Source organism: Pseudomonas paracarnis (assembly GCF_904063055.1).
Lineage (GTDB): Bacteria > Pseudomonadota > Gammaproteobacteria > Pseudomonadales > Pseudomonadaceae > Aquipseudomonas > Aquipseudomonas paracarnis.
This window is the reverse complement of record NZ_CAJFCN010000005.1, coordinates 404,626-424,791: the sequence shown is the minus strand read 5'-3', so window position 1 is coordinate 424,791 and position 20,166 is coordinate 404,626. Positions and strand designations below refer to the sequence as shown.

Sequence of the window (20,166 nt, the reverse complement as noted above, 5' to 3'; positions counted from 1 at the left end):
CCACAGGTTAAGGTTGATCCTAGTGGCAACTTCTTCTGGAGGACTGCCCCATGAATGGATCCACCACCTTTGACCTGCCCATCGGCGGCATGACCTGTGCCAGCTGTGCCGGGCGGGTCGAACGCGCGCTGGGCAAAGTGCCGGGCGTGCAACGTGTCAGCGTCAACCTGGCCAATGAGCGCGCGCACATCGAAGTACAGGGCCAGATGGACCCCAGCGTGCTGATCGCCGCTGTCGACAAAGCCGGCTACACCGCCACCCTGCCCCAAAGCGAAACCGCCACCGACGCCGATCAAGCCCGACGCCTGCGCCGCGAGCGCTGGTCGCTGGTGGCGGGCATTCTGCTGGCGTTGCCCTTGGTGCTGCCGATGCTGGTAGAACCCTTCGGCCTGCACTGGATGCTCCCCGCCTGGATACAGTTTGCCCTGGCCACACCGGTGCAATTCATCCTGGGCGCGCGCTTTTATGTCGCCGCGTGGAAAGCCGTGCGCGCCGGCGCCGGCAATATGGACCTGCTGGTGGCGATCGGCACCAGTGCCGGCTACGGCCTGAGTATCTATGAATGGCTCACCGCCGCCCCAGGCGTGACGCCGCACCTGTACTTCGAAGCCTCGGCGGTGGTAATCGCCTTGGTACTGCTGGGCAAATACCTGGAAAGCCGCGCCAAGCGCCAGACCGCCAGCGCCATCCGCGCCCTTGAAGCCTTGCGGCCGGAACGGGCGATCCGCGTGCAGGACGGCCGCGAAGAAGACGTCGCCATCAGTGCGTTGAAGCACGGTGACCTGGTGCTGGTCAAACCCGGCGAACGCTTCCCGGTGGACGGTGAAGTGGTGGAAGGCCTGAGCCATGCCGATGAAGCGCTGATCAGTGGCGAAAGCCTGCCGGTGCCCAAACAACCCGGCGATGCGGTCACCGGTGGCGCCATCAACGGTGAAGGCCGTTTGCTGGTGCGCACCCTGGCCCTGGGCGCAGAAAGTGTGCTGGCGCGCATCATCCGCCTGGTCGAAGACGCCCAGGCCGCCAAGGCACCGATTCAGAAACTGGTGGATAAAGTCAGCCAGGTGTTCGTGCCGGCCGTGCTGGTATTGGCGCTGATTACCGTGGTGGGCTGGTGGCTGTACGGCGCCTCCCTGGAAACCGCCATCATCAATGCGGTCGCCGTATTGGTGATCGCCTGCCCTTGTGCCTTGGGCCTGGCCACGCCGACCGCGATCATGGCCGGCACCGGCGTCGCCGCGCGCCATGGCATTTTGATCAAGGACGCCGAAGCCCTGGAGCGTGCCCACGCCGTGAGCGCCGTGGTGTTCGACAAAACTGGCACCCTCACCTCAGGCGCGCCCAACATTGCGCATTTGGCGGCCGTGGATGGTGACGAAGCCCTATTGTTGCAACAGGCCGGCGCCTTGCAGCGCGGCAGTGAGCACCCACTGGCCAAGGCCGTGCTGGATGCTTGCCGCGAAAAAGGCTTGGACGTGGCCGATGTGAGCGCCAGCCAATCCCTCACCGGGCGCGGCATTGCCGGTACGCTCGACGGTCGGCCACTGGCGCTGGGCAATCGCCGCTTGCTGGAAGAAACCGGCCTGGACGCAGGCGACTTGGGCCCGCGTGCCAAGGAATGGGAAGCCGAAGGCCGCACCTTGTCCTGGCTGATCGAGCAAGGTGCGCAGCCGCGCGTGCTGGGGCTGTTTGCCTTTGGCGACACGCTCAAGCCCGGCGCGTTGCAAGCCGTGCAACAACTCAAGGCGCAGCACATCAGCAGCCACCTGATCACCGGCGATAACCACGGCAGTGCACGGGTGGTGGCCGAGGCCTTGGGCATCGACGATGTGCATGCCGAAGTACTGCCCGCCTATAAAGCCGCTGCCGTGGCCGAGCTGAAAAAAACCGGCGTGGTGGCCATGGTCGGCGACGGTATCAACGATGCACCAGCCCTGGCCGCTGCCGATATCGGCATCGCCATGGGCGGCGGCACCGACGTGGCCATGCACGCCGCCGGTATCACCTTGATGCGTGGCGACCCGCGCCTGGTGCCGGCCGCCCTGGAGATCAGCCGCAAGACCTACGCGAAAATTCGACAGAATCTGTTCTGGGCCTTTGTGTATAACTTGATCGGCATTCCCCTGGCCGCCTTCGGCCTGCTCAACCCGGTACTGGCTGGCGCCGCCATGGCCTTGTCCAGCGTCAGCGTGGTGAGTAACGCCCTGCTGTTGAAAACCTGGAAACCCAAGGACTTGGAGGATCAACGCCCATGAACATCGGCCAAGCCGCCCGCACCAGCGGGCTAAGCGCGAAGATGATTCGCTACTACGAAGCCATTGGCCTGCTGAAAACCGCCCACCGCACCGACAGCGGCTACCGGGTGTACGGCCACGACGACCTGCACACCCTGACGTTCATCAAGCGCTCGCGGGACCTGGGGTTTTCACTGGAAGAAGTCGGCAAGTTGCTGACCCTGTGGGAGGACCGGCAGCGGGCCAGCGCCGACGTAAAAGCCCTGGCGCGCCAGCACATCGACGAGCTGAACCACAAGATTCGTGAGCTGGGGCAACTACGCGATACCTTGCAGGACCTGATGGAGCACTGCCAAGGCGATCACCGGCCCGATTGCCCGATCCTCAAGGAGTTGGCCGCGGGCAACTGCTGCGCCTGACAGACCGTACGCAATGATCGCTCCCACGCTCCGCGTGGGAACGATCAATGTGGGAGCTGGCTTGCCTGCGATAGCATCACCTCGGTGTCACTGATACACCAAGGTGCCTGCATCGCAGGCAAGCCAGCTCCCACATTGTGAGTTACTGCATCCAAGGCGGCGGCGGTGGCTCGTCCGGCACTTTGCTCGGTGGCGCGTCATCCGCAGCGCGAATCGCCTGGCGACGCTCTTCATCCAGCCGCGCCGCTTCGATTTCACGGATCACACCGCCCACATCCGCCAGTTCTTCCGGTTCGTCGAACTCACCGGTCAATACACTGGCCGGGTGCAAGGTGCCGGCTTCGTACAGCGCCCACATTTCCTTGGCGTACTTGGTTTTCTTCAACTCCGGGGCAAAACGCCCGAAGTAGGAAGCCATGTTGCCGACGTCGCGCTCCAGCATGCTGAAGGCGTGGTTGTTGCCCGCCGCATCCACCGCCTGGGGCAGGTCGATGATTACCGGGCCCGTAGGCGTGAGCAGTACGTTGAACTCGGACAGGTCACCGTGCACCAGGCCGGTGCACAGCATCAGCACGATCTGGGAGATCAGGAAGGCGTGGTATTCGCGCGCCTGGTCCGGCTCCAGCACGACGTCATTCAGACGCGGCGCCGCATCGCCGTATTCGTCGGCCACCAGTTCCATCAACAGCACGCCTTCGAGAAAGTCGAACGGCTGGGGCACACGAACGCCCGCACCGGCCAGGCGAAACAACGCCGCCACTTCCGCGTTCTGCCAGGCATCTTCGGTTTCTTTCTTGCCGAACTTGGAGCCCTTGGCCATGGCTCGTGCCTGGCGGCTGTTACGGACCTTACGGCCTTCCTGGTATTCGGATGCCTGACGAAAACTTCGTTTATTCGCCTCCTTGTAAACCTTGGCGCAACGCAATTCATTGCCGCAGCGCACCACATAAACAGCTGCTTCTTTACCACTCATCAGAGGGCGCAGCACTTCGTCGACCAGACCGTCTTCGATCAGGGGTTCAATGCGTTTAGGAGTCTTCATCAGCTTTTATTGTGGGTCCTGTATTACCAAACACGCGTGTGGAACTCGTTATACGGCAATCGGCTCGCCGGGGGGAGAGGCTACTGACCTCTGACCCCTTGAGAATGCATTCAATGGGCCAATTTTGTCGGCAATCAGCGTTCGATAATCGCCGTCACGCCTTGGCCACCGGCGGCACAGATGGAAATCAGCCCACGGCCCTTGCCCGCCGCATCCAACAATTTAGCCAAGTTGGCGACGATCCGCCCACCGGTGGCGGCAAACGGATGGCCCGCCGCCAGGGAACTGCCCTTGACGTTGAGCCGGCTGCGGTCGATCGACCCCAGCGGTGCGTCCAGGCCCAGGCGGGTCTTGCAATAGTCGGCGTCTTCCCAGGCCTTGAGCGTGCACAGCACTTGGGCGGCGAAGGCCTCGTGGATCTCGTAGTAATCAAAGTCCTGCAAGGTCAGGCCGTTGCGCGCCAGCAAGCGTGGCACCGCATACACCGGCGCCATCAACAGGCCCTCGGCGCCGTGGACGAAATCCACCGCCGCTGCTTCGCCATCGCGCAGGTAAGCCAGGATCGGCAGGCCGCGCTCCTTGGCCCACGCCTCGCTGCCCAGCAGCACCAGAGAGGCACCATCGGTCAGCGGCGTGGAGTTACCGGCGGTGAGCGTGCCCTTTTCGCTGCGCTCGAAGGCCGGCTTGAGGCTGGCGAGTTTTTCCAGGGTCAGGTCGGGGCGCAGGTTGTTGTCGCGGGTGAGGCCGAGAAAGGGCGTGAGCAAATCGTTGTGCCAGCCTTCGGCGTAGGCCGCCGCCATCTTCTGGTGGCTCTCCAGCGCAAGCTGGTCCTGCTCGGCGCGGGGGATCTGCCAGGTCTGGGCCATCAGCTCGCAGTGCTGACCCATGGACAAACCGGTGCGCGGTTCGCCGTTGCGCGGCAGTTCCGGCTTGAGGTGATGAGGACGAAGTTGTAACAGGAGTTTTAATCTATCTCCCAGGGATTTGCTGCGGTTGGCTTGCAGCAGGATCTTGCGCAGCCCTTCATTCACACCAATCGGTGCATCCGAGGTGGTGTCCACCCCGCCGGCAATGCCGCATTCGAGCTGGCCCAGGGCGATTTTATTGGCCACCAGCAGCGCCGCCTCCAGCCCCGTGCCACAGGCTTGCTGAATGTCGTACGCAGGGGTTTGCGGTGACAGGCGCGAGCCGAGCACGCATTCACGCGTCAGGTTGAAATCACGGGAATGCTTGAGCACCGCGCCGGCGGCCACCTCGCCCATGCGCAGGCCGTGCAGGTTGTAGCGCTCGATCAGGCCCTCCAGCGCGGCAGTCAGCATCGCCTGGTTACTCGCCGTGGCATAGGGGCCATTGGAACGGGCGAAAGGAATGCGGTTACCGCCAATGATCGCTACACGGCGCAATTGAGTCATGGAAAGCTCCCTTGTGGTGGTGGGTGGAATCATCAAGCCTAGCCTAGGCTCAATCGAACGACTGCCACCCCAGGGTGGTCAACCTTTGAACCCCAGCCTTCGGAGAGCGTTCCATGTCTGACCGTTATATCGACTTCGCCAACTCAAGCCTGGGCCATCGCCTGGTCGCCGCCATTGGCCTGCCGTCACCGGTACGCCTGGAACGCTGGCAAGCCGGGCGCCTGCGCCCGGTCGAAGGCGCCCTGCTGCTGGGCGGTGGCGCATTGGCAACCCAGGTGCTGGCATTTGCCAACCGACTCACCGACGCCGTCTACAGCTACGGCGCCGAAGCCTCGACAGCGCCCGCGTGGATTCCAGGACACGGCCCCAAGCTCAAGGCGGTGGTGTTCGACGCCAGTGCTTTGCAACACACCGAGCAGCTCAAGCAACTGCGCGAATTCTTCCAACCGCTGCTGAAAAATCTCGACCACAGTGCACACCTGGTAATCCTTGGCCGAGCGCCGGAAAGCCTCAGCGACCCCTTCGCCGCTAGCGCCCAGCACGCCCTGGAAGGCTTCAGCCGCTCCCTGGCCAAGGAGCTGCGCAGCGGTGGCGTGCTGCAGTTGCTGTACGTGGGCGACGGCGCCGAAGATCAGTTGGAAGGCGCGCTGCGGTTTTTCCTCTCGCCCAAAAGCGCTTATATCTCCGGCCAGGTGATTCGCCTGGCGGCCTGCGATACCCCGGTGCAAGATTGGACGCGCCCGCTGGCCGGGCGCAAGGCATTGGTTACCGGCGCCGCTCGAGGCATCGGTGCCTCCATCGCCGAAACCCTGGCCCGCGACGGCGCCGAGGTCATTGTGCTCGATGTGCCCCAGGCCAAGGCCGACCTTGAAGCCCTGGCCGCACGCCTGAATGCGCGCACGGTGGTGCTGGATATCTGCGCTGAAGATGCCGCACGCCAACTGATCGAGCACCTGCCAGACGGGCTCGACATCCTGGTGCACAACGCCGGCATCACCCGCGACAAAACCCTGGCCAACATGACCCCGGAATACTGGGACGCAGTGCTGGCGGTCAACCTCAAGGCTGCGCAAGTGCTGACCAAGGCCCTGCTCGACAACGACACACTGCAAAACAACGCTCGGGTGGTGTTGCTGGCCTCCATCAGTGGCATCGCCGGCAATCGTGGGCAAACCAACTATGCCGCAAGCAAGGCCGGATTGATCGGCCTGGCTCAAGCCTGGGCGCCGCTGTTGAAGGAACGTGGGATCAGCATCAACGCCGTTGCGCCTGGGTTTATCGAAACCCAGATGACCGCGCATATCCCCTTCGCCCTGCGTGAGGCCGGGCGCCGCATGAGTTCCCTGGGTCAAGGTGGCTTGCCCCAGGATGTGGCCGAAGCCGTCGCCTGGCTGAGCCAGCCGGGCTCCGGTGCGGTCAGCGGCCAGACGCTGCGAGTGTGTGGGCAAAGTCTTCTGGGAGCGTAAGCATGCAATGGCAAACGTTGGACAGCACCCCGTCTCTACTGCCGCTGTATTGGCGTGCGGCGCTCAAGCGCAAGATCACCGGCAGCACATTGCCCGAACGCGGGTTGCGCTGCCGGATGAGTGTCAATCCCGGCGCCGTAGCGGCGTACCGCAAGGTGTGTGGCTTTGCTGACAGCCCGATGCTGCCCGCGACTTATCCGCATATCCTCGCGTTCGGCCTGCAACTGCAATTGCTGACGGACAAGACGTTTCCGTTTCCGCTGCTGGGGTTGATCCACCTGCGCAATCGCATCCGCATTCATCGGCCGTTGGGTGGAGTGGGTGACGTGAGTGTCGGCGTTTACGCACGCAATCTCAGCCCCCATCCCAAGGGGGCCACCTTTGACATCGTCACCGTTGTAGAGGATGCCCTTGGACTCTTGTGGGAAGGCGAAAGCCAGATGTTATGTCGGGGCGTGAAGCTGGAAGGCGAAGCCCTGGAGAGCGGATTGCAACCCCCAGACACACTCACCGAATTGACGCGCTGGAAAGCGCCCACTGACATAGGCCGCCGCTACGCCCGCGTGTCCGGCGACTACAACCCCATCCACCTCAGTGCGCCAACCGCCAAGCTGTTCGGTTTTCCCCAGGCCATCGCCCACGGGTTGTGGAACAAGGCCCGCACCCTCGCGGCGCTGGCAGAACACTTGCCGGCCGCCAATATTGAAATCGACGTCGAGTTCATGAAGCCGGTGCGCCTGCCCAGCGAAGTGATAGTGATGAGCAGCGCGGCCGGTTCCAGCGGTGGGTTGGAACTCAAAGGCGCTGGGGATATTCAACATATGCTTGGGAAGTGGCAGCCGATTGCCTGAAAACCCCTGATTAATTGTATATATACACCCTAAGTTATAGCGGACCTTACGAGGTCCGCCTTTATTTACAACACTTTGATTTTGCTCATATAAACATCCTGAAACATCCCTCCATTACACCTTTGGTATTAGTCATTAAGCCGACGATGGCAGGGTGTATATAAATCGTTAATACCAAGTTGAGCATTGCGTGAAAGAGTGCCCTGGCCTGAGATAGCCACACGGACAAACCTATCGTTATCCAAAGAAATAACGAGGGTTTGAAACAACCAAGGTTGTACCAGGTGCAAGGAACTCAATCATGAAAACTCAAGTAGTGTTTTGGAAAGCAAGTACCGCGCTGGCCCTCGTTCTGGCAATGAGCCTGGGCGGCTGCAGCAGCGGTGGTGGCGGGCATAAATCCAGCGTGGCGGCGTCCTCGCCGGATGCGGGTGCAGGTGCCGGGAGCGGTGATGGCGGCACGGGCGGCGGCACGGGTGGGACTGGCGGTGGCACTGGCGGCACTGACGGCGGTACCGGTGGGACTGGCGGTGGCACTGGCGGCACTGACGGCGGTACCGGTGGGACTGGTGGCGGCACTGGCGGCGGTACCGGTGGCACTGACGGCGGCACGGGTGGGACTGGCGGTGGCACCGGCGGCACTGACGGCAGCACGGGTGGGACTGGTGGTGGCACTGGCGGCACTGGTGGCGGCACTGGCGGTGGCACTGGCGGCACTGGCGGCGGTACCGGCGGGACTGGTGGTGGCACCGGCGGCACTGGCGGGACTGGCGGCGGAACAGGTTCGACCACTACCCCACTGATTACCGGCCAGATCGCCGGTACCCTCGGCACCACCGTAGGCAATGTAGGCGCAGCAGTGGGTGATCTCGGAGGCGCCTTGACCCCTGTTCCAATCGTCGGCACTACAGCAGGCGGCCTGGTCACCTCGGTCGGCACTGCGGTCACCACCATCGGTACCGGAGTTACAACAGGTCTGGGTTCCCTGGGGACCAATACCAACTCGCTGGGCATTACGGTTGCAGGTGTCGGCGGCGGCGTCGCTGACTTGGGCGGCGGCCTGTCGACCACCGGCCAATCGTTGTCGACAACCCTCGGGGGCGTCCCCGTCGTTGGCGGCCTCACAGGTGGTGTAGGCACTGCAGTAGGTGGCGTCGTGGATAAAGTCGGCACCACCGTGACCATGCTCGGCGACACCCTCAGCACAGCCAGCACCACCGGCCCGCTGGGTTCGTTGACCAACACCCTGGGCGGCCAAGTGTTGGTGCCTGTAGTGTCGCTGGTGGAAAACACCACCGGCAACCTCGGCACGGCAACCGGCCTGGGCACGCCAGTCAGTGGTGTGCTGGATAAAGTTGGCACCACCGTCGCGAGCCTGGGCACTCAAGTCACTACTGCGGGTGGTGCAAGCAACCCTGTCACGAATGTGGTCGGCGGCGTGCTGACTGGCGTCGGTGGTGCACTCGATACATCGGGCGGGTATGTCGCGCCAACCGGCGGCACCGCAGCTGCCGGCCTACCCGAGCTGATCGGCGGCGTGGTAGCCAACGTAGGCACCGGCCTGAATGCGGGCAACACCAACGGCACCGTCAGTGCAGCCGGTGTAACCGGCGGCGCATTGGGCGGCACCATTGCCTCGGTGGGTACCGTCCTCGGCGGCACGGGTGTCGCCAACACTGGCGCCACCGCACCACTCGCCACCGTATCCACCACTGTCGGCGCCGCCTTGAACCCCGTGACCTCCGGCGTCACCACACTGACGCAAAACGTAGGTACCACTACCGGTATCGGTACTCCGGTGGACGGTTTGGTGACTCAAGTCGGCGGCGCAGTCAGCAGCTTGGGTACCAACCTGACGGCGGCCAACGCCAACCCGATCACCAACGCGGTAGGCACCACCGTCACAGCGGTCGGCGGCACCGTCGCCTCGGTGGGTGGCCTGGTGACGGGCGGCACCACTGGCGGCACCAGCGGTGGTTTGCTCGGTGGCCTGAATATCGGCACCACCGCCACAGCAACCGGCACGGCCACAACCACAGGCGGCACTACGGCCACTGGCGGTCTGGGCGGTTTGTTGAACGGCCTGACCGGCAAATAGAAATGCACCTGGCCGATTAGACGGCCTCCCCTACAGCGCCTACGCTTGGTTGAGACGAGAGACCTTTAATAAGTCTCTCGTCTTTTTTATGGGCGGCGACACGCTTTATCAATCGCCACCCTCCCGAACCGAGTCCCAGAACCCGGCGGGCCCGAAGCGCTGCTGCAGTTGACCATGGAGTGTCCTATGCGCGTGTTGACGCCGTTGTTATTGCTCACCCTCAGTGCCTACGTCCAGGCCGAGACCCTTCCCAGCTTTCTTAACAGCAACGACACTGTCCGCACCCTGCCGGTGCCCAACCTGCCCGCCGACGCCTACCGACCACCCTCGTCGAAAACCCAGGTACCTGAAGCGCCACCGACTGCCGGTCAGCCGCTGTTGATGGACACCAAGGTCACTATTCGAAAGTTGCAGATCGAAGGCGGAACGGTCTACCCGCTCGCCGAGACGGCACAGGTGTATGCGCCGTTGATTGGGCGAGAAACCAACCTCGCCCAACTGATTGAAGCGACCCGTGGGATCACCCGCCGTTACCAGGAGGATGGCTACCTGCTGTCCTACGCGTTCCTGCCGCAACAGAATTTCGAAAACGGCCTGGTCCGCGTGGTACTGGTGGAGGGCTACATCAAGGACTATCAACAAACCGGCGACATCGGTTCGGTGTCGGCCTACGTCGATAAACTCGCGCAGAAGCTCCTGGCTGAGCGCCCGCTGACCCGCAAGACTTTCGAGCGCTACACCACGCTGATGAGCCGCATCCCCGGCCTCAGCGTACAGGCGCAAGTACCGCCACCGGGCACCACTGATGGCGCCACGCACATGCAGATCCAGGCCAGCCGCAAACCTTTCACCACCAGCATGAGCCTGGTGCAAAAAAGCCGTGGCGGCACGCAAGCGTTGCTGAGCGCCACCAGCAATTCCCAGACGTCCATGGGCGAGCAGCTCAGCGTCAGCGGCCTGTTCCCACCCGGCGAGGACAAAGAACACTACTACCGTGTGGACTACAACCAGTTCATCAACGCCGAGGGCACCCAACTGGCGCTCGCCGCCGAACGCTATCGCGCCGACCCCAACAGCAGCGTGCAACTGGATGGCGGTTTCGAACTCAAGCCGCACCAGTCCATCGAGCGCTACTCCATTGGCCTGAGCCATCCGTTCATCGCCTCCCCCACCGAGTCGCTCACCCTGGGCACGCGCCTGTACGCGGTCGACCAGACCACGCGCTATAAACTGGTGGGCTACCCGCTGCGTTTCGACATCGAATCCAACCTGCGCGCCCTGGCCTTCGAAGGCGATTGGCGCAAAGCCGACGCGCAACGCCTGCGCATCATCAGTGGTGGTCTGTACCAGGGCATCGACGGTCTGGGCGCCAAGGCCAGCAGTGACCTGGGCGTGGCCAAACCCGACCTCGACTTCTTCCGCCTGCGCCTTTCCGGCGTGCAAAGCGACAAGTTCTTCGACAACTGGCAAGGCGTGTTGTCGGGTGCGCTGTACTGGAGCGACAACACCCTGCCCGACAGCGAACGCGTGACCTTCGGCGGGCAGAATTTCGGCCGTGGCTACCCGGACGACCAAGGCTCGGGCGACAAGGGCTGGGGGGTGGCGTACGAGGTCAACTACAGCTTCAACCGCACCGGCAACTGGGTGAAGATCCTGCAACCCTACGTCGTAGTCGACCGCGCCAAATCCTGGTTCAACGACCTGCCGGTCAAGGCCAACGACATGTCCTCGGCGGCGGTGGGTTTACGTTTTGGCGACAAGAAGTACTACAACATCGCGCTGGAGGCGGCCAAGCCAATGTCGGATATCGCCCTGGACAGCTTTAATCGCAGGCCGCGATATACGCTGAGTTTCAGTTATCAACTGTGATGAGGGCACCTGTAATCAACGTGGGAGCGGGCTTGCTCGCGAAGGCGGTGTGTCAGTCAATGAATCTTTAACTGAACCACCGCTATCGCAGGCAAGCCAGCTCCCACAAGGGTCTGTGTTGCTCACAGAATCAGTGCCCGACACAGATCCCAGCGACCTGACAGCCGAACCCCCTCTACCTGAGCCCCCGCAATCAAACGGTGGGAGCTGGCTTGCCTGCGATGACGGCCGGACAGTCGGCGACTAAGTGCCTGGCACCCCACGAGCCAAATGTGGGAGCGGGCTTGCTCGCGAAGGCGGTGTGTCAGTCAATGAATATTTAACTGAACCACCGCTATCGCAGGCAAGCCAGCTCCCACAAGGGTCTGTGTTGCTCACAGAATCAGTGCCCGACAGATCCCTTCGGCCTGACAGCCGAAACCTCTCTACCTGAGCCCCCGCGATCAAACGGTGGGAGCTGGCTTGCCTGCGATGAGGGCCGGACAGTCGGCGACTAAGTGCCTGGCACCCCACGAGCCAAATGTGGGAGCGGGCTTGCTCGCGAAGGCAGTGTATCAGTCAATGAATATTTAACTGAGCCACCGCTATCGCAGGCAAGCCAGCTCCCACATTTAATAAGCGGTGCCGGTCCGTTACCGACCAGGTGTAGAGAGGGGAAACAGGCTATTGAGGGTATCGAGCAAGCGAGCCAGGTAGATCGGCTTGCGAAACAGATCCAGCACCTGCAAGCGCAGCATATCGCTGACATCATCCATTTCTGCATGACCCGACATCACGATCACAGGCAAATGCGAGCGTGAGGTGTGTTCGCGCAGGCGCTTGATCAAGGAGATACCGCTTTCCTCGGGCATGCGCAGATCGGTGATGACCAGGGCGATATCGGGGTGAAGTGTCAATTCTTGCAAGGCGAAGGTGACGGAGGTCGCGGTAAAACAGACGAACCCCTCGTTTTCGAGGGATTCGGCCAACTCGATCAGCGCATCCTCCTCGTCATCCACCAATAGGATTTGTTGGCGGGATGACAAAAGGGTGCTCATGGGCGGTACCTGATAAATGAGACCACCAAGAGAACAATCGAAAGCATCGACGGTTAGGCCGCTGGCGTTAATGCAACGACTACCTTATCTAAAACGCCTTTAATTTTTTCGCCAAGCCCAGTGCCAACACCCACTATTACCAACGCAACTATCGCCACAATAATCACATATTCAATGGCCGACGCCCCGTCTCTACGGCGCAGGAATAACTGAGCGTGAATGTAAAATTTCAAGAACAGGTCAAGGATCATATGAGATCTCCTTCATGCGCCACAAAGCGCCGATACAGCTGGCCCGCACAATGATTGCCGTGTGCCACTAGAGCATTGTCAACAAATTTAACACTCACAACTGTAAGAACGAATTAATCATAAAGTATTAGTCGCCGCGCCAGCCCCACAAATCCGTTATTTACAGCCCTCGCTTTAACCGCGCAGATAAATTTTTCATTCAGTAATGGCAATTTGTCCTAGCTGGGCTACCTTCAAATAGCCAAATCGTTAGTTGTTCATCACAGCCCAGTTGCGAATTTAACTCGTTTGGATTAACGGGAATAAAAGCAGTGCAACAGGATAGGGAGCGCCGTCATGAACAGTCGTATCAGCATGGTCCTGGCTGGCTTGCTGCTTATCGGAGCCCTGGTTGCAGGGTATTGGGGCCTGGTGCTGAGCCGTCCGCCGGCACCCGCCGTAGCGCCCTCGCCAGCACCTGTCATTTCCGTTGAAAAAACCGTTGCTGTCGTGGAAGACCAGACCCGCCAGCCGGTCGTGGTGCTGGTGCACGCGGTTGCGCCTTTTGTGCCCCTCACCGCTGCCGATGTCGCCGTGGAAAAACTGCGCACCGTGCCGGCTGGCAGCCTGACCAGCGTTGACCAGGCCATCGGCCGCACGCCCTTGCGGGCCCTGGGTGCCGGCACCTGGCTCAATGATGAGAGCTTCACCGCCGGTGGCCCCCTGGCCCGCATGATTCGTACAAACGAACGCGCACTGGCCGTCGCCGTCGATGAGGTCATCGGTGCCGGTGGCCAGTTGAGCCCCGGCGATTACGTCGATGTCTTGCTGTTCTTGCGCCAGGACAATGCCAATGCCGAGCAGTCGGCGCAGGTGGTCATCCCAGCGATTCGCCTGCTCAGCGTCGGCGACCAGTTGGGCTTGGCCAACGACGGCACCCCGGCCGTACCGCCACCCGGCACCGCCGAAGAACGCGCCCAGGCTGCCCAACGCCGCACTGCCGCGCGCAGTGTGGTGCTGGCGGTGCCCGAACCCTTGCTGAGCCGGCTGATGCTCGCCTCCCAAGCCGGCACGCTGCGCCTGGCCGTGCGCAGTGCCGACGAACAATTGCTCAGCCGCTACTGGGCCGGCGAAAGCGACACCCCGGACAAGGTGCAAAGCGCCAACCGCGATCTCTACCAATTCACCCAATTGGCCCTCAGCGGCCCGCCAAAAAAAATCACCCCCGCGGTGGCCGACACCGGCCAGCGTCGGGGCGTCGAAGTGATTCGCGGCGCGGCGGCGGCACAACCTACCCCCTGATTGAACAAGGATGCCTTGAATGAGCCAACGCTACGCTCAATTGGCCTTGGCCTTGATGCTGCCGTGCCTGCCCCTGGGCATGGCGATGGGCGCATCGGGCAACTGCAACACCCTCGGCCAACTGCCCGCTGTGATCGAGGTGGGCGAAGGCTTGCAGACCGAGCTGCAATCGCCGGTAGCGATTACGCGCCTGGCTATCGGCGATCCGAAAATCGCCGACGTGCGGGTCAACGGCGACCGCCACTTTCTGCTCACCGGTGTCGGCAGCGGTGCCACCAGCCTGATGGTGTGGACCGGCTGCTCGACCACGCCGCGTCAGAGCATGGTGTTCGTTAAAGGCAAGGCCACCTCGGCGCTGACCAGCCAATCGCTGTCGCCCTCCGAAGACCCGACGCTGCCCAGCCAGGTGCAGACCGATATTCGCTTCGTCGAGGTCAGCCGCACCAAGCTCAAGGAAGCCAGCACCAAGATCCTGGGCATGGGCAACAATTTCTTCCTCGGCAGCCCAAGCTTGCTGTCCCCTTCAGAGGGCATCTTCAAATTGCCGGTGAGCGCTGACAGCTTCAACATCGGGTTTGGCGGTGGCCGGGTCAAGGCGCTGATCAACGCCCTGGAAAGCAGTGGCTTCGCCTACACCCTCGCACGCCCGAGCCTGGTAGCCATGAGCGGCCAGAGCGCAACCTTCCTGGCCGGCGGCGAAGTGCCGATTCCGGTGCCCAGTGCCGGCAGCGATACCATCACCATCGAGTACAAGGAGTTCGGCATTCGCCTGACCCTCACGCCCACGGTCATCGACCACAACCGCATCGCCTTGAAGGTCGCCCCGGAAGTCAGCGAGCTGGACTACAACAACGCGATCCGGATTGAGGGCATCCAGGTGCCTGCCCTGACCGTCCGACGCACCGACACCAGTGTGTCACTGGCCGATGGCGAAAGCTTTGTGATCAGCGGCCTGATCAGCAGCACCAACCGCTCCACCATCGCCAAGCTCCCGGGCCTGGGCGATATCCCGATCCTTGGTGCGTTTTTCCGCGACTCCAATATCAACAGCGAAGAAAAAGAACTGCTGATGATTGTCACGCCGCATCTGGTCCAGCCACTGGCTGCCAATGCGCAGTTGCCGTCGCTGCCCGGCGAGAAACTGCGCACCTATGACCCGAATTGGTTCCGGCTGTTCTTCCTGGAAAACGGCAACTTCGACCGTCGCAGTGGACTTTCCCAATGAGCGATAGCCTGAGCCAGACCTTCCTGGCAATCACCCGCAACAGCACCGACCTGGAATGGCTCCAAGGTGCACTGGCGCCCCTTGGCCAAGTGATCAGCGTGGGCGGCGGCAGCCTGGATGAATTGCTGGCACTGGTGGACGTGACCTTCGCCAACCTGGTGTTCGTGGGCCTGGACCGTGAACACCTGGTGGCTCAGAGCGCCTTGATCGAAGGCGCCCTGGAAGCCAAGCCGATGTTGGCGGTGGTGGCCTTGGGCGACGGCATGGACAACCAGTTGGTGCTCAACGCCATGCGTGCCGGTGCGCGGGATTTTGTCGCCTATGGCTCGCGCTCCAGCGAAGTGGCCGGGCTGGTGCGGCGCCTGAGCAAGCGCTTGCCGCCCACCGCGCCGAACGCCCACCTCGGTGGCCTCACCGTGCTCTACGGTGCCCAGGGCAACACCGATGGCGCCTTGCTGGCAAGCCACTTGGCGATGGTGGTGCAAAAAAGCGGCCAGCAGACGCTGATGCTCGACCTCGGCCTGCCCAGGGGCGATAGCCTGGCGCTGCTGGGCCTGGACAGCACCTTCAATTTCGGCGACGCCTTGCGCCACCTGCGCCGCCTGGACGCCACGCTCATCAACAGCGCCTTCACCAGCACCGACGACGGCCTGCGGATCCTTGCCTACGCCGCCAGCGATGAACCCTTGGAAATGACCAGCGCCGCCGAGCTGTACATGTTGCTCAGCGCCTTGCGCCAGCATTTCCAGCACATCGTGGTCAACCTCACCGGGCAAGCGGACAGCGAAGCCCTGCGTACCTTTGTCAGCCACTGCGACAAGTTGCTGTGGTGCACCGACCAGGGCGTGCTCGACTGTCGGCGTAACCTGGCGGTGCTGAACCTGTGGCGCGAAAAAGGCATGAAGCTCGACCATGCCAAGCTGCTCGTCGATCGCTACATCAAAGCCTGTGCCCCCGACACCGAAGCCCTGGAAAAAAGCTTCGGCCTGGAGTGCATCGCCGTGCTGCCCCTGAGCCCGGAAGTGCGCCTGAACGCCAAAAACCAGGGGCAAAGCCTGTTCACCCTGGCCCCCCGCGAAGCCTTGACCCAAGCCCTGCGTCACCTGGGCGAGCGCCTGGCCAAACGTACCGAAGGCTTGGATAAACCCTCGACACGCTGGTTCGAACGCCTGCTGGGGGCGAGTCGATGAACGGCGAAAAACTCTTCGGCGCCCCGGCCCGTGGAAGCGCCGCGCACAACGACCATGATGGCCTGAAACTGGTGCTGCATCGCTACATCATCGATGCCATCGAAGAGTCGGGCCAGAATCTGCTGGAAGGCTCGCGCCAATCCCTGGCGCAATTTGTCATCGACAAAGTGGCCGAATACATCACGCGCATGCACCTGGCGATCTCGCGCTATGAAATGGAGCGCCTAGCCGAGGAAATCGTCGACGAGCTGACTGGCTTCGGCCCGCTGGAAGTGCTGCTGCGCGATGTGTCGATCACCGAGATTCTGGTCAACGGCCCGCACCGGGTGTTTATCGAGCGTGACGGAGTACTCCATCAGAGCGATCTGCGTTTTATCGACGCGCACCATGTAGAACGCGTCATGCAGCGCATTCTCGCGCCCCTTGGAAGGCGCCTGGATGAGTCGTCACCGATGGTCGATGCGCGCTTGCCAGATGGCAGCCGGGTCAATGCGATCATCCCGCCGATTGCCCTGGACGGTCCCTGCCTGTCGATCCGCAAGTTTCGCAAGGACATGCTCAAGAGCAGCGACCTGGTGGCGATGCAGACCATCGACCACCCTATTTTCGAGTTCTTCCAGGAAGCGGTGGGCAAGCGCTGCAATATCCTCATCAGTGGCGGCACAGGCACCGGCAAGACCACGCTACTCAATATCCTCAGCCAATTGATCAACCCCCACGAACGCCTGGTCACCATCGAAGACGTGGCCGAGCTGCAACTGGGCCACCCCCACGTGGTGCGCCTGGAAACCCGCCCGCCCAATGCCGAGGGGCATGGCGAGGTCAAGGCCAGCGACCTGATTCGCAACGCCCTGCGGATGCGCCCGGACCGCATCATCCTTGGCGAGATCCGTGGCGTCGAAGTGCTCGACGTAATGACGGCCATGAACACCGGCCATGACGGTTCCATGAGCACCGTGCACGCCAACAATGCCCAGGACGCGCTATTGCGCCTGGAAACCCTGGTGGGTCTGACCGGCCGTGTGGTGGCGGAGAAAACCCTGCGGCAGATGATCTGCGCCGCACTGGATGTGGTGATCCAGTTGACGCGCCTGCCCGATGGGCGCCGTTGCGTCAGCGAGGTGGTAGAAGTGGTGGGCGTGCGCGACGACGTGTATGTCACCAACACCCTGTTCCGCCTCGACCGCCGTACCGGTTTTGGCTTCCTGCGCGAAGCGCTCAACCCGGCCGGCGACAAGCTGCGGCGTGAATCGGCATTGCCGTTGTAGAGAGGGCTTATGACCGGACTTGTCTTGCTGCTCATTTGCATCCTGCTGATCAGCCTGTCCGTCTGGCTGTTCCAGCGAGGGCTGCGCCAGGCCGGTACCGATCGGGTGCTGGAGCGGCTCTCCGATGGCCAGCCGGTAGCCCAGGAGCCGAACGGCAGCTGGGTTGCGCTGGAGCGCATGTTCCAGCGCGCCGGCCTGGGCAAGCCCACCGACCGCCTGGGGTTGTGGCTGAGTGGCTGGACCGCGGGCATGTTGCTGGGCTATCTGCTGGCCGGCGGGCTAGGCCTGTTGGCCATGCTGATCCTGCCGCCGCTGCTGTTGCGGGTGTATATCGCCTGGCGCTACCAACGGCGAGTGCAGCGCATGGTCGAACAATTACCGCAGCTGCTGGACCACAGCGTGCGCAGCCTCAAGTCTGGGCGCACCCTGGCAGACGCCGTTCTGGGCGCAATCGACAGCACCGAAGCGCCGCTCAAACAGGCGATGAGCCGCATCCAGCGTAACGTGCAAATGGGCGTGAGCCTGCCGGAGTCGGTCAGCGACTTTGCCGAGTTTTACGAACGCGATGAGTTCCGCCTGTTTGCCCTGGGCCTGAAGGTCAACCACCGCTACGGCGGCAACGCCAGCGAGCTGCTGGAAAACCTGATCAAGATGATCCGCGAGCGCGAACAGGGTGCGCGCCAACTCAAGGCCATGACCGGCGAAACGCGCATGACCGCCTATGTGCTGGCGGGCTTGCCCATCGCCATGGTCGGCTACTTTTTGATGGTCAACCCAGGCTACCTGATGAGCATGTGGAACGACGGTACAGGGCGCTACCTGCTGCTGGCCGCGGTGGCGCTCGACATCACGGGCACCTTCGTCATGTGGCGCATGTTGCGGAGTATTTGAGATGGCCATCCTGATCTGCATCCTGCTGTCGCTCGCCGCCGTCGCCTTGATCGTCGGCAACCTGCTGGAGCAGAAGCGCCGTCAACGCCTGGTCAGCCAACGCCTGCAAGGCCAACTGACCCGCGAGGACAAACTCGGCAGCCTGATGCGCCAGTTGGGCGCCAGCGCCGTGGCCCAGCGCTCGGTCAGCCTGGACAACGAAACCCAGACCCTGCTCAACCGCGTCGGCTGGCGCAAAGCCAACCAGCGTTCCATGTTTGCGGCTTTCCAGATCGGTGTGCCCATCGTGCTACTGGGCTTGACCCTGCTCGGCCAGCAACTGCTGTTCCCCCATGCTGGCTCGCCCTGGATTGCCCCGGCAATTGCCCTGGGCATCGGTTACCTGCTGCCCAAACGCATCCTGGCCCTCAGCGCGAAATACCGCCAGGAGCGCATCGCTCGGGAAATTTCCACCTTCATTCCGTTGCTGCGCATCCTGTTCGAATCCGGCATGGCAGTTGAGCAATCGCTGCGGGTGTTGAGCACCGAAGCCCAGCGCTTGCTGCCAGACCTGACCCATGAACTGCGGCTGGTCCTGGCAAGGGTCGACTCGGGTCTGGAGCTGTCCGAAGAGTTGGGCAAGACCGCACGCCTGCTGGCCGTGGATGAGTTCACCGACACCTGCATCATCCTTCAGCAGTTGATCCACCAAGGCGGCGGTGCGATGAAATCCCTGCTGGCCCTCAAGCAGTTGCTCGACGACCGCCGCCTGACCCGCCTGCAGGAATACATTTCGAAGATGTCCGCGAAGATGTCCGTGGTGATGATGGTGTTCCTGTTTCCCGCCTTGCTGATCGTGCTGGGGGGGCCGGCCATGATCGCCATCTCCCGAGCCTTGAATAATTTTTGAGGAGCCTGCCATGAAACCACTGATCGTCGCCTTGAGCCTGCTGATGCTGGGCGGTTGTGCCAGCAATGGCCAGGTTCCGTGGGCCGGGTTGCTGGCGCCGGGCAGTTGCCCCAAGCCCAGCGCCGACCAGGAGCTGTCGCTGAACCTGGCCGATGACATGGCCAACGAAGGCAAGCTGCACGCCAGCCTCGCCAACCTGCAGAACCTGCCCAGCACCCTGCCCCAGGTTCGTCAACGCCAGGCCCGTGCCTATCGCTTGCTGGGCCGTGCTGACGCCGAGCCGTTGTACCGCAGCCTGCTGGGCACCTGCCTGGCCGCCGACGGTGAGCACGGCCTGGGGCAACTGGCATCGGCCAAGGGCGACAACGGCCAGGCCATGGCTCACCTGCAACGTGCGGCACGGCTGGCGCCCACCGACGAAAAAATCCGCAATGACCTGGGCGTGGTGTACCTCGATCAACGGCGCCTGGACGACGCACGCTTTGAATTCATGACCGCCATCGAGCTCAAGCAAAGCGATCAACTGGCGGCAGTGAACCTGGTGACCTTGCTGATCTATCAGGACAATTGGGAGCAGGCCGCGAAAGTGGTCGGCCAACTCGGGTTGAGCCCTGATCAGGTGACCCGGGCCCAGGCACGGGCGCAACACCTCAAGGAGGCTGGCACGGCACCGCAGCGTCCAGTCAAAGATCAGGTAGCGGCGGTCAGCGACACGCTGCCGGCCTCTGTGAAATAGGGAGTCGATG

Annotated in this window: 17 protein-coding genes; 13 read left to right on the top strand and 4 right to left on the bottom strand. The window is 62.5% G+C overall.

Annotation, left to right across the window (positions count from 1 at the left end; translation table 11 throughout):
• Nucleotides 1-50 precede the first annotated feature (50 nt).
• Nucleotides 51-2,252, top strand: a complete 2,202-nt coding sequence (locus tag JMV15_RS14080) for a heavy metal translocating P-type ATPase (protein ID WP_020301946.1) — start codon at nt 51-53, stop codon at nt 2,250-2,252.
• A complete protein-coding gene (cueR, locus tag JMV15_RS14075) occupies nt 2,249-2,650 on the top strand; it encodes a Cu(I)-responsive transcriptional regulator (protein ID WP_014716762.1) in 402 nt (133 codons plus the stop codon). The genes JMV15_RS14080 and cueR overlap by 4 nt, the downstream gene beginning before the upstream one ends.
• A gap of 142 nt (nt 2,651-2,792) precedes the next feature.
• On the opposite strand, the gene JMV15_RS14070 is transcribed toward cueR, so the two are convergent.
• Nucleotides 2,793-3,692 carry a PA4780 family RIO1-like protein kinase gene (locus JMV15_RS14070; protein ID WP_014716761.1) on the bottom strand — a complete coding sequence of 300 codons (900 nt, stop codon included), beginning with the start codon at nt 3,690-3,692 and terminating at the stop codon, nt 2,793-2,795.
• 134 nt (nt 3,693-3,826) lie between these two features.
• On the bottom strand, nt 3,827-5,104 hold the full coding sequence (locus JMV15_RS14065; protein ID WP_201491628.1) for an acetyl-CoA C-acetyltransferase: 1,278 nt from the start codon (nt 5,102-5,104) through the stop codon (nt 3,827-3,829).
• Between the two features lie 113 nt (nt 5,105-5,217).
• Between JMV15_RS14065 and JMV15_RS14060 the strand changes: the two genes are divergently transcribed.
• The 4 genes from JMV15_RS14060 (at nt 5,218) to JMV15_RS14045 (ending at nt 11,388) form a co-directional block, all read left to right on the top strand.
• Nucleotides 5,218-6,570: a 3-oxoacyl-ACP reductase gene (locus tag JMV15_RS14060; RefSeq protein ID WP_014716759.1), complete on the top strand. Its 1,353-nt coding sequence runs from the start codon at nt 5,218-5,220 to the stop codon at nt 6,568-6,570.
• Between the two features lie 2 nt (nt 6,571-6,572).
• A complete protein-coding gene (locus JMV15_RS14055; protein WP_201491626.1) occupies nt 6,573-7,421 on the top strand; it encodes a MaoC family dehydratase in 849 nt (282 codons plus the stop codon).
• Nucleotides 7,422-7,722: 301 nt separating this feature from the next.
• Nucleotides 7,723-9,519: a collagen-like triple helix repeat-containing protein gene (locus JMV15_RS14050; RefSeq protein WP_201491615.1), complete on the top strand. Its 1,797-nt coding sequence runs from the start codon at nt 7,723-7,725 to the stop codon at nt 9,517-9,519.
• Nucleotides 9,520-9,705: 186 nt separating this feature from the next.
• Nucleotides 9,706-11,388 (top strand): ShlB/FhaC/HecB family hemolysin secretion/activation protein, encoded by a 1,683-nt coding sequence (locus JMV15_RS14045; protein ID WP_201491606.1) that lies wholly within the window; start codon nt 9,706-9,708, stop codon nt 11,386-11,388.
• A 632-nt stretch (nt 11,389-12,020) separates the two neighbouring features.
• On the opposite strand, the gene JMV15_RS14040 is transcribed toward JMV15_RS14045, so the two are convergent.
• Nucleotides 12,021-12,425, bottom strand: a complete 405-nt coding sequence (locus tag JMV15_RS14040; protein WP_014716755.1) for a response regulator — start codon at nt 12,423-12,425, stop codon at nt 12,021-12,023.
• A gap of 53 nt (nt 12,426-12,478) precedes the next feature.
• A complete protein-coding gene (locus JMV15_RS14035) occupies nt 12,479-12,676 on the bottom strand; it encodes a Flp family type IVb pilin (protein WP_019818340.1) in 198 nt (65 codons plus the stop codon).
• 336 nt (nt 12,677-13,012) lie between these two features.
• On the opposite strand from JMV15_RS14035, the gene cpaB reads away from it, so the two are divergent.
• Genes cpaB through JMV15_RS14000 form a run of 7 tightly spaced genes read left to right on the top strand, consistent with a single transcriptional unit; the run spans nt 13,013 to nt 20,156 of the window.
• Nucleotides 13,013-13,957, top strand: a complete 945-nt coding sequence (gene cpaB, locus JMV15_RS14030) for a Flp pilus assembly protein CpaB (RefSeq protein ID WP_019818341.1) — start codon at nt 13,013-13,015, stop codon at nt 13,955-13,957.
• A gap of 19 nt (nt 13,958-13,976) precedes the next feature.
• Nucleotides 13,977-15,182: a type II and III secretion system protein family protein gene (locus tag JMV15_RS14025; RefSeq protein ID WP_014716753.1), complete on the top strand. Its 1,206-nt coding sequence runs from the start codon at nt 13,977-13,979 to the stop codon at nt 15,180-15,182.
• On the top strand, nt 15,179-16,372 hold the full coding sequence (locus JMV15_RS14020; RefSeq protein ID WP_019818342.1) for an AAA family ATPase: 1,194 nt from the start codon (nt 15,179-15,181) through the stop codon (nt 16,370-16,372). The genes JMV15_RS14025 and JMV15_RS14020 overlap by 4 nt, the downstream gene beginning before the upstream one ends.
• Nucleotides 16,369-17,640 (top strand): CpaF family protein, encoded by a 1,272-nt coding sequence (locus JMV15_RS14015; RefSeq protein WP_014716751.1) that lies wholly within the window; start codon nt 16,369-16,371, stop codon nt 17,638-17,640. The genes JMV15_RS14020 and JMV15_RS14015 overlap by 4 nt, the downstream gene beginning before the upstream one ends.
• A 9-nt stretch (nt 17,641-17,649) precedes the next feature.
• On the top strand, nt 17,650-18,531 hold the full coding sequence (locus tag JMV15_RS14010) for a type II secretion system F family protein (RefSeq protein ID WP_014716750.1): 882 nt from the start codon (nt 17,650-17,652) through the stop codon (nt 18,529-18,531).
• 1 nt (nt 18,532) lies between these two features.
• Nucleotides 18,533-19,420, top strand: a complete 888-nt coding sequence (locus tag JMV15_RS14005; RefSeq protein WP_019818343.1) for a type II secretion system F family protein — start codon at nt 18,533-18,535, stop codon at nt 19,418-19,420.
• Between the two features lie 10 nt (nt 19,421-19,430).
• Nucleotides 19,431-20,156, top strand: coding sequence for a tetratricopeptide repeat protein (locus JMV15_RS14000; protein ID WP_019818344.1), 726 nt, complete (start codon nt 19,431-19,433; stop codon nt 20,154-20,156).
• Nucleotides 20,157-20,166: the final 10 nt, after the last annotated feature.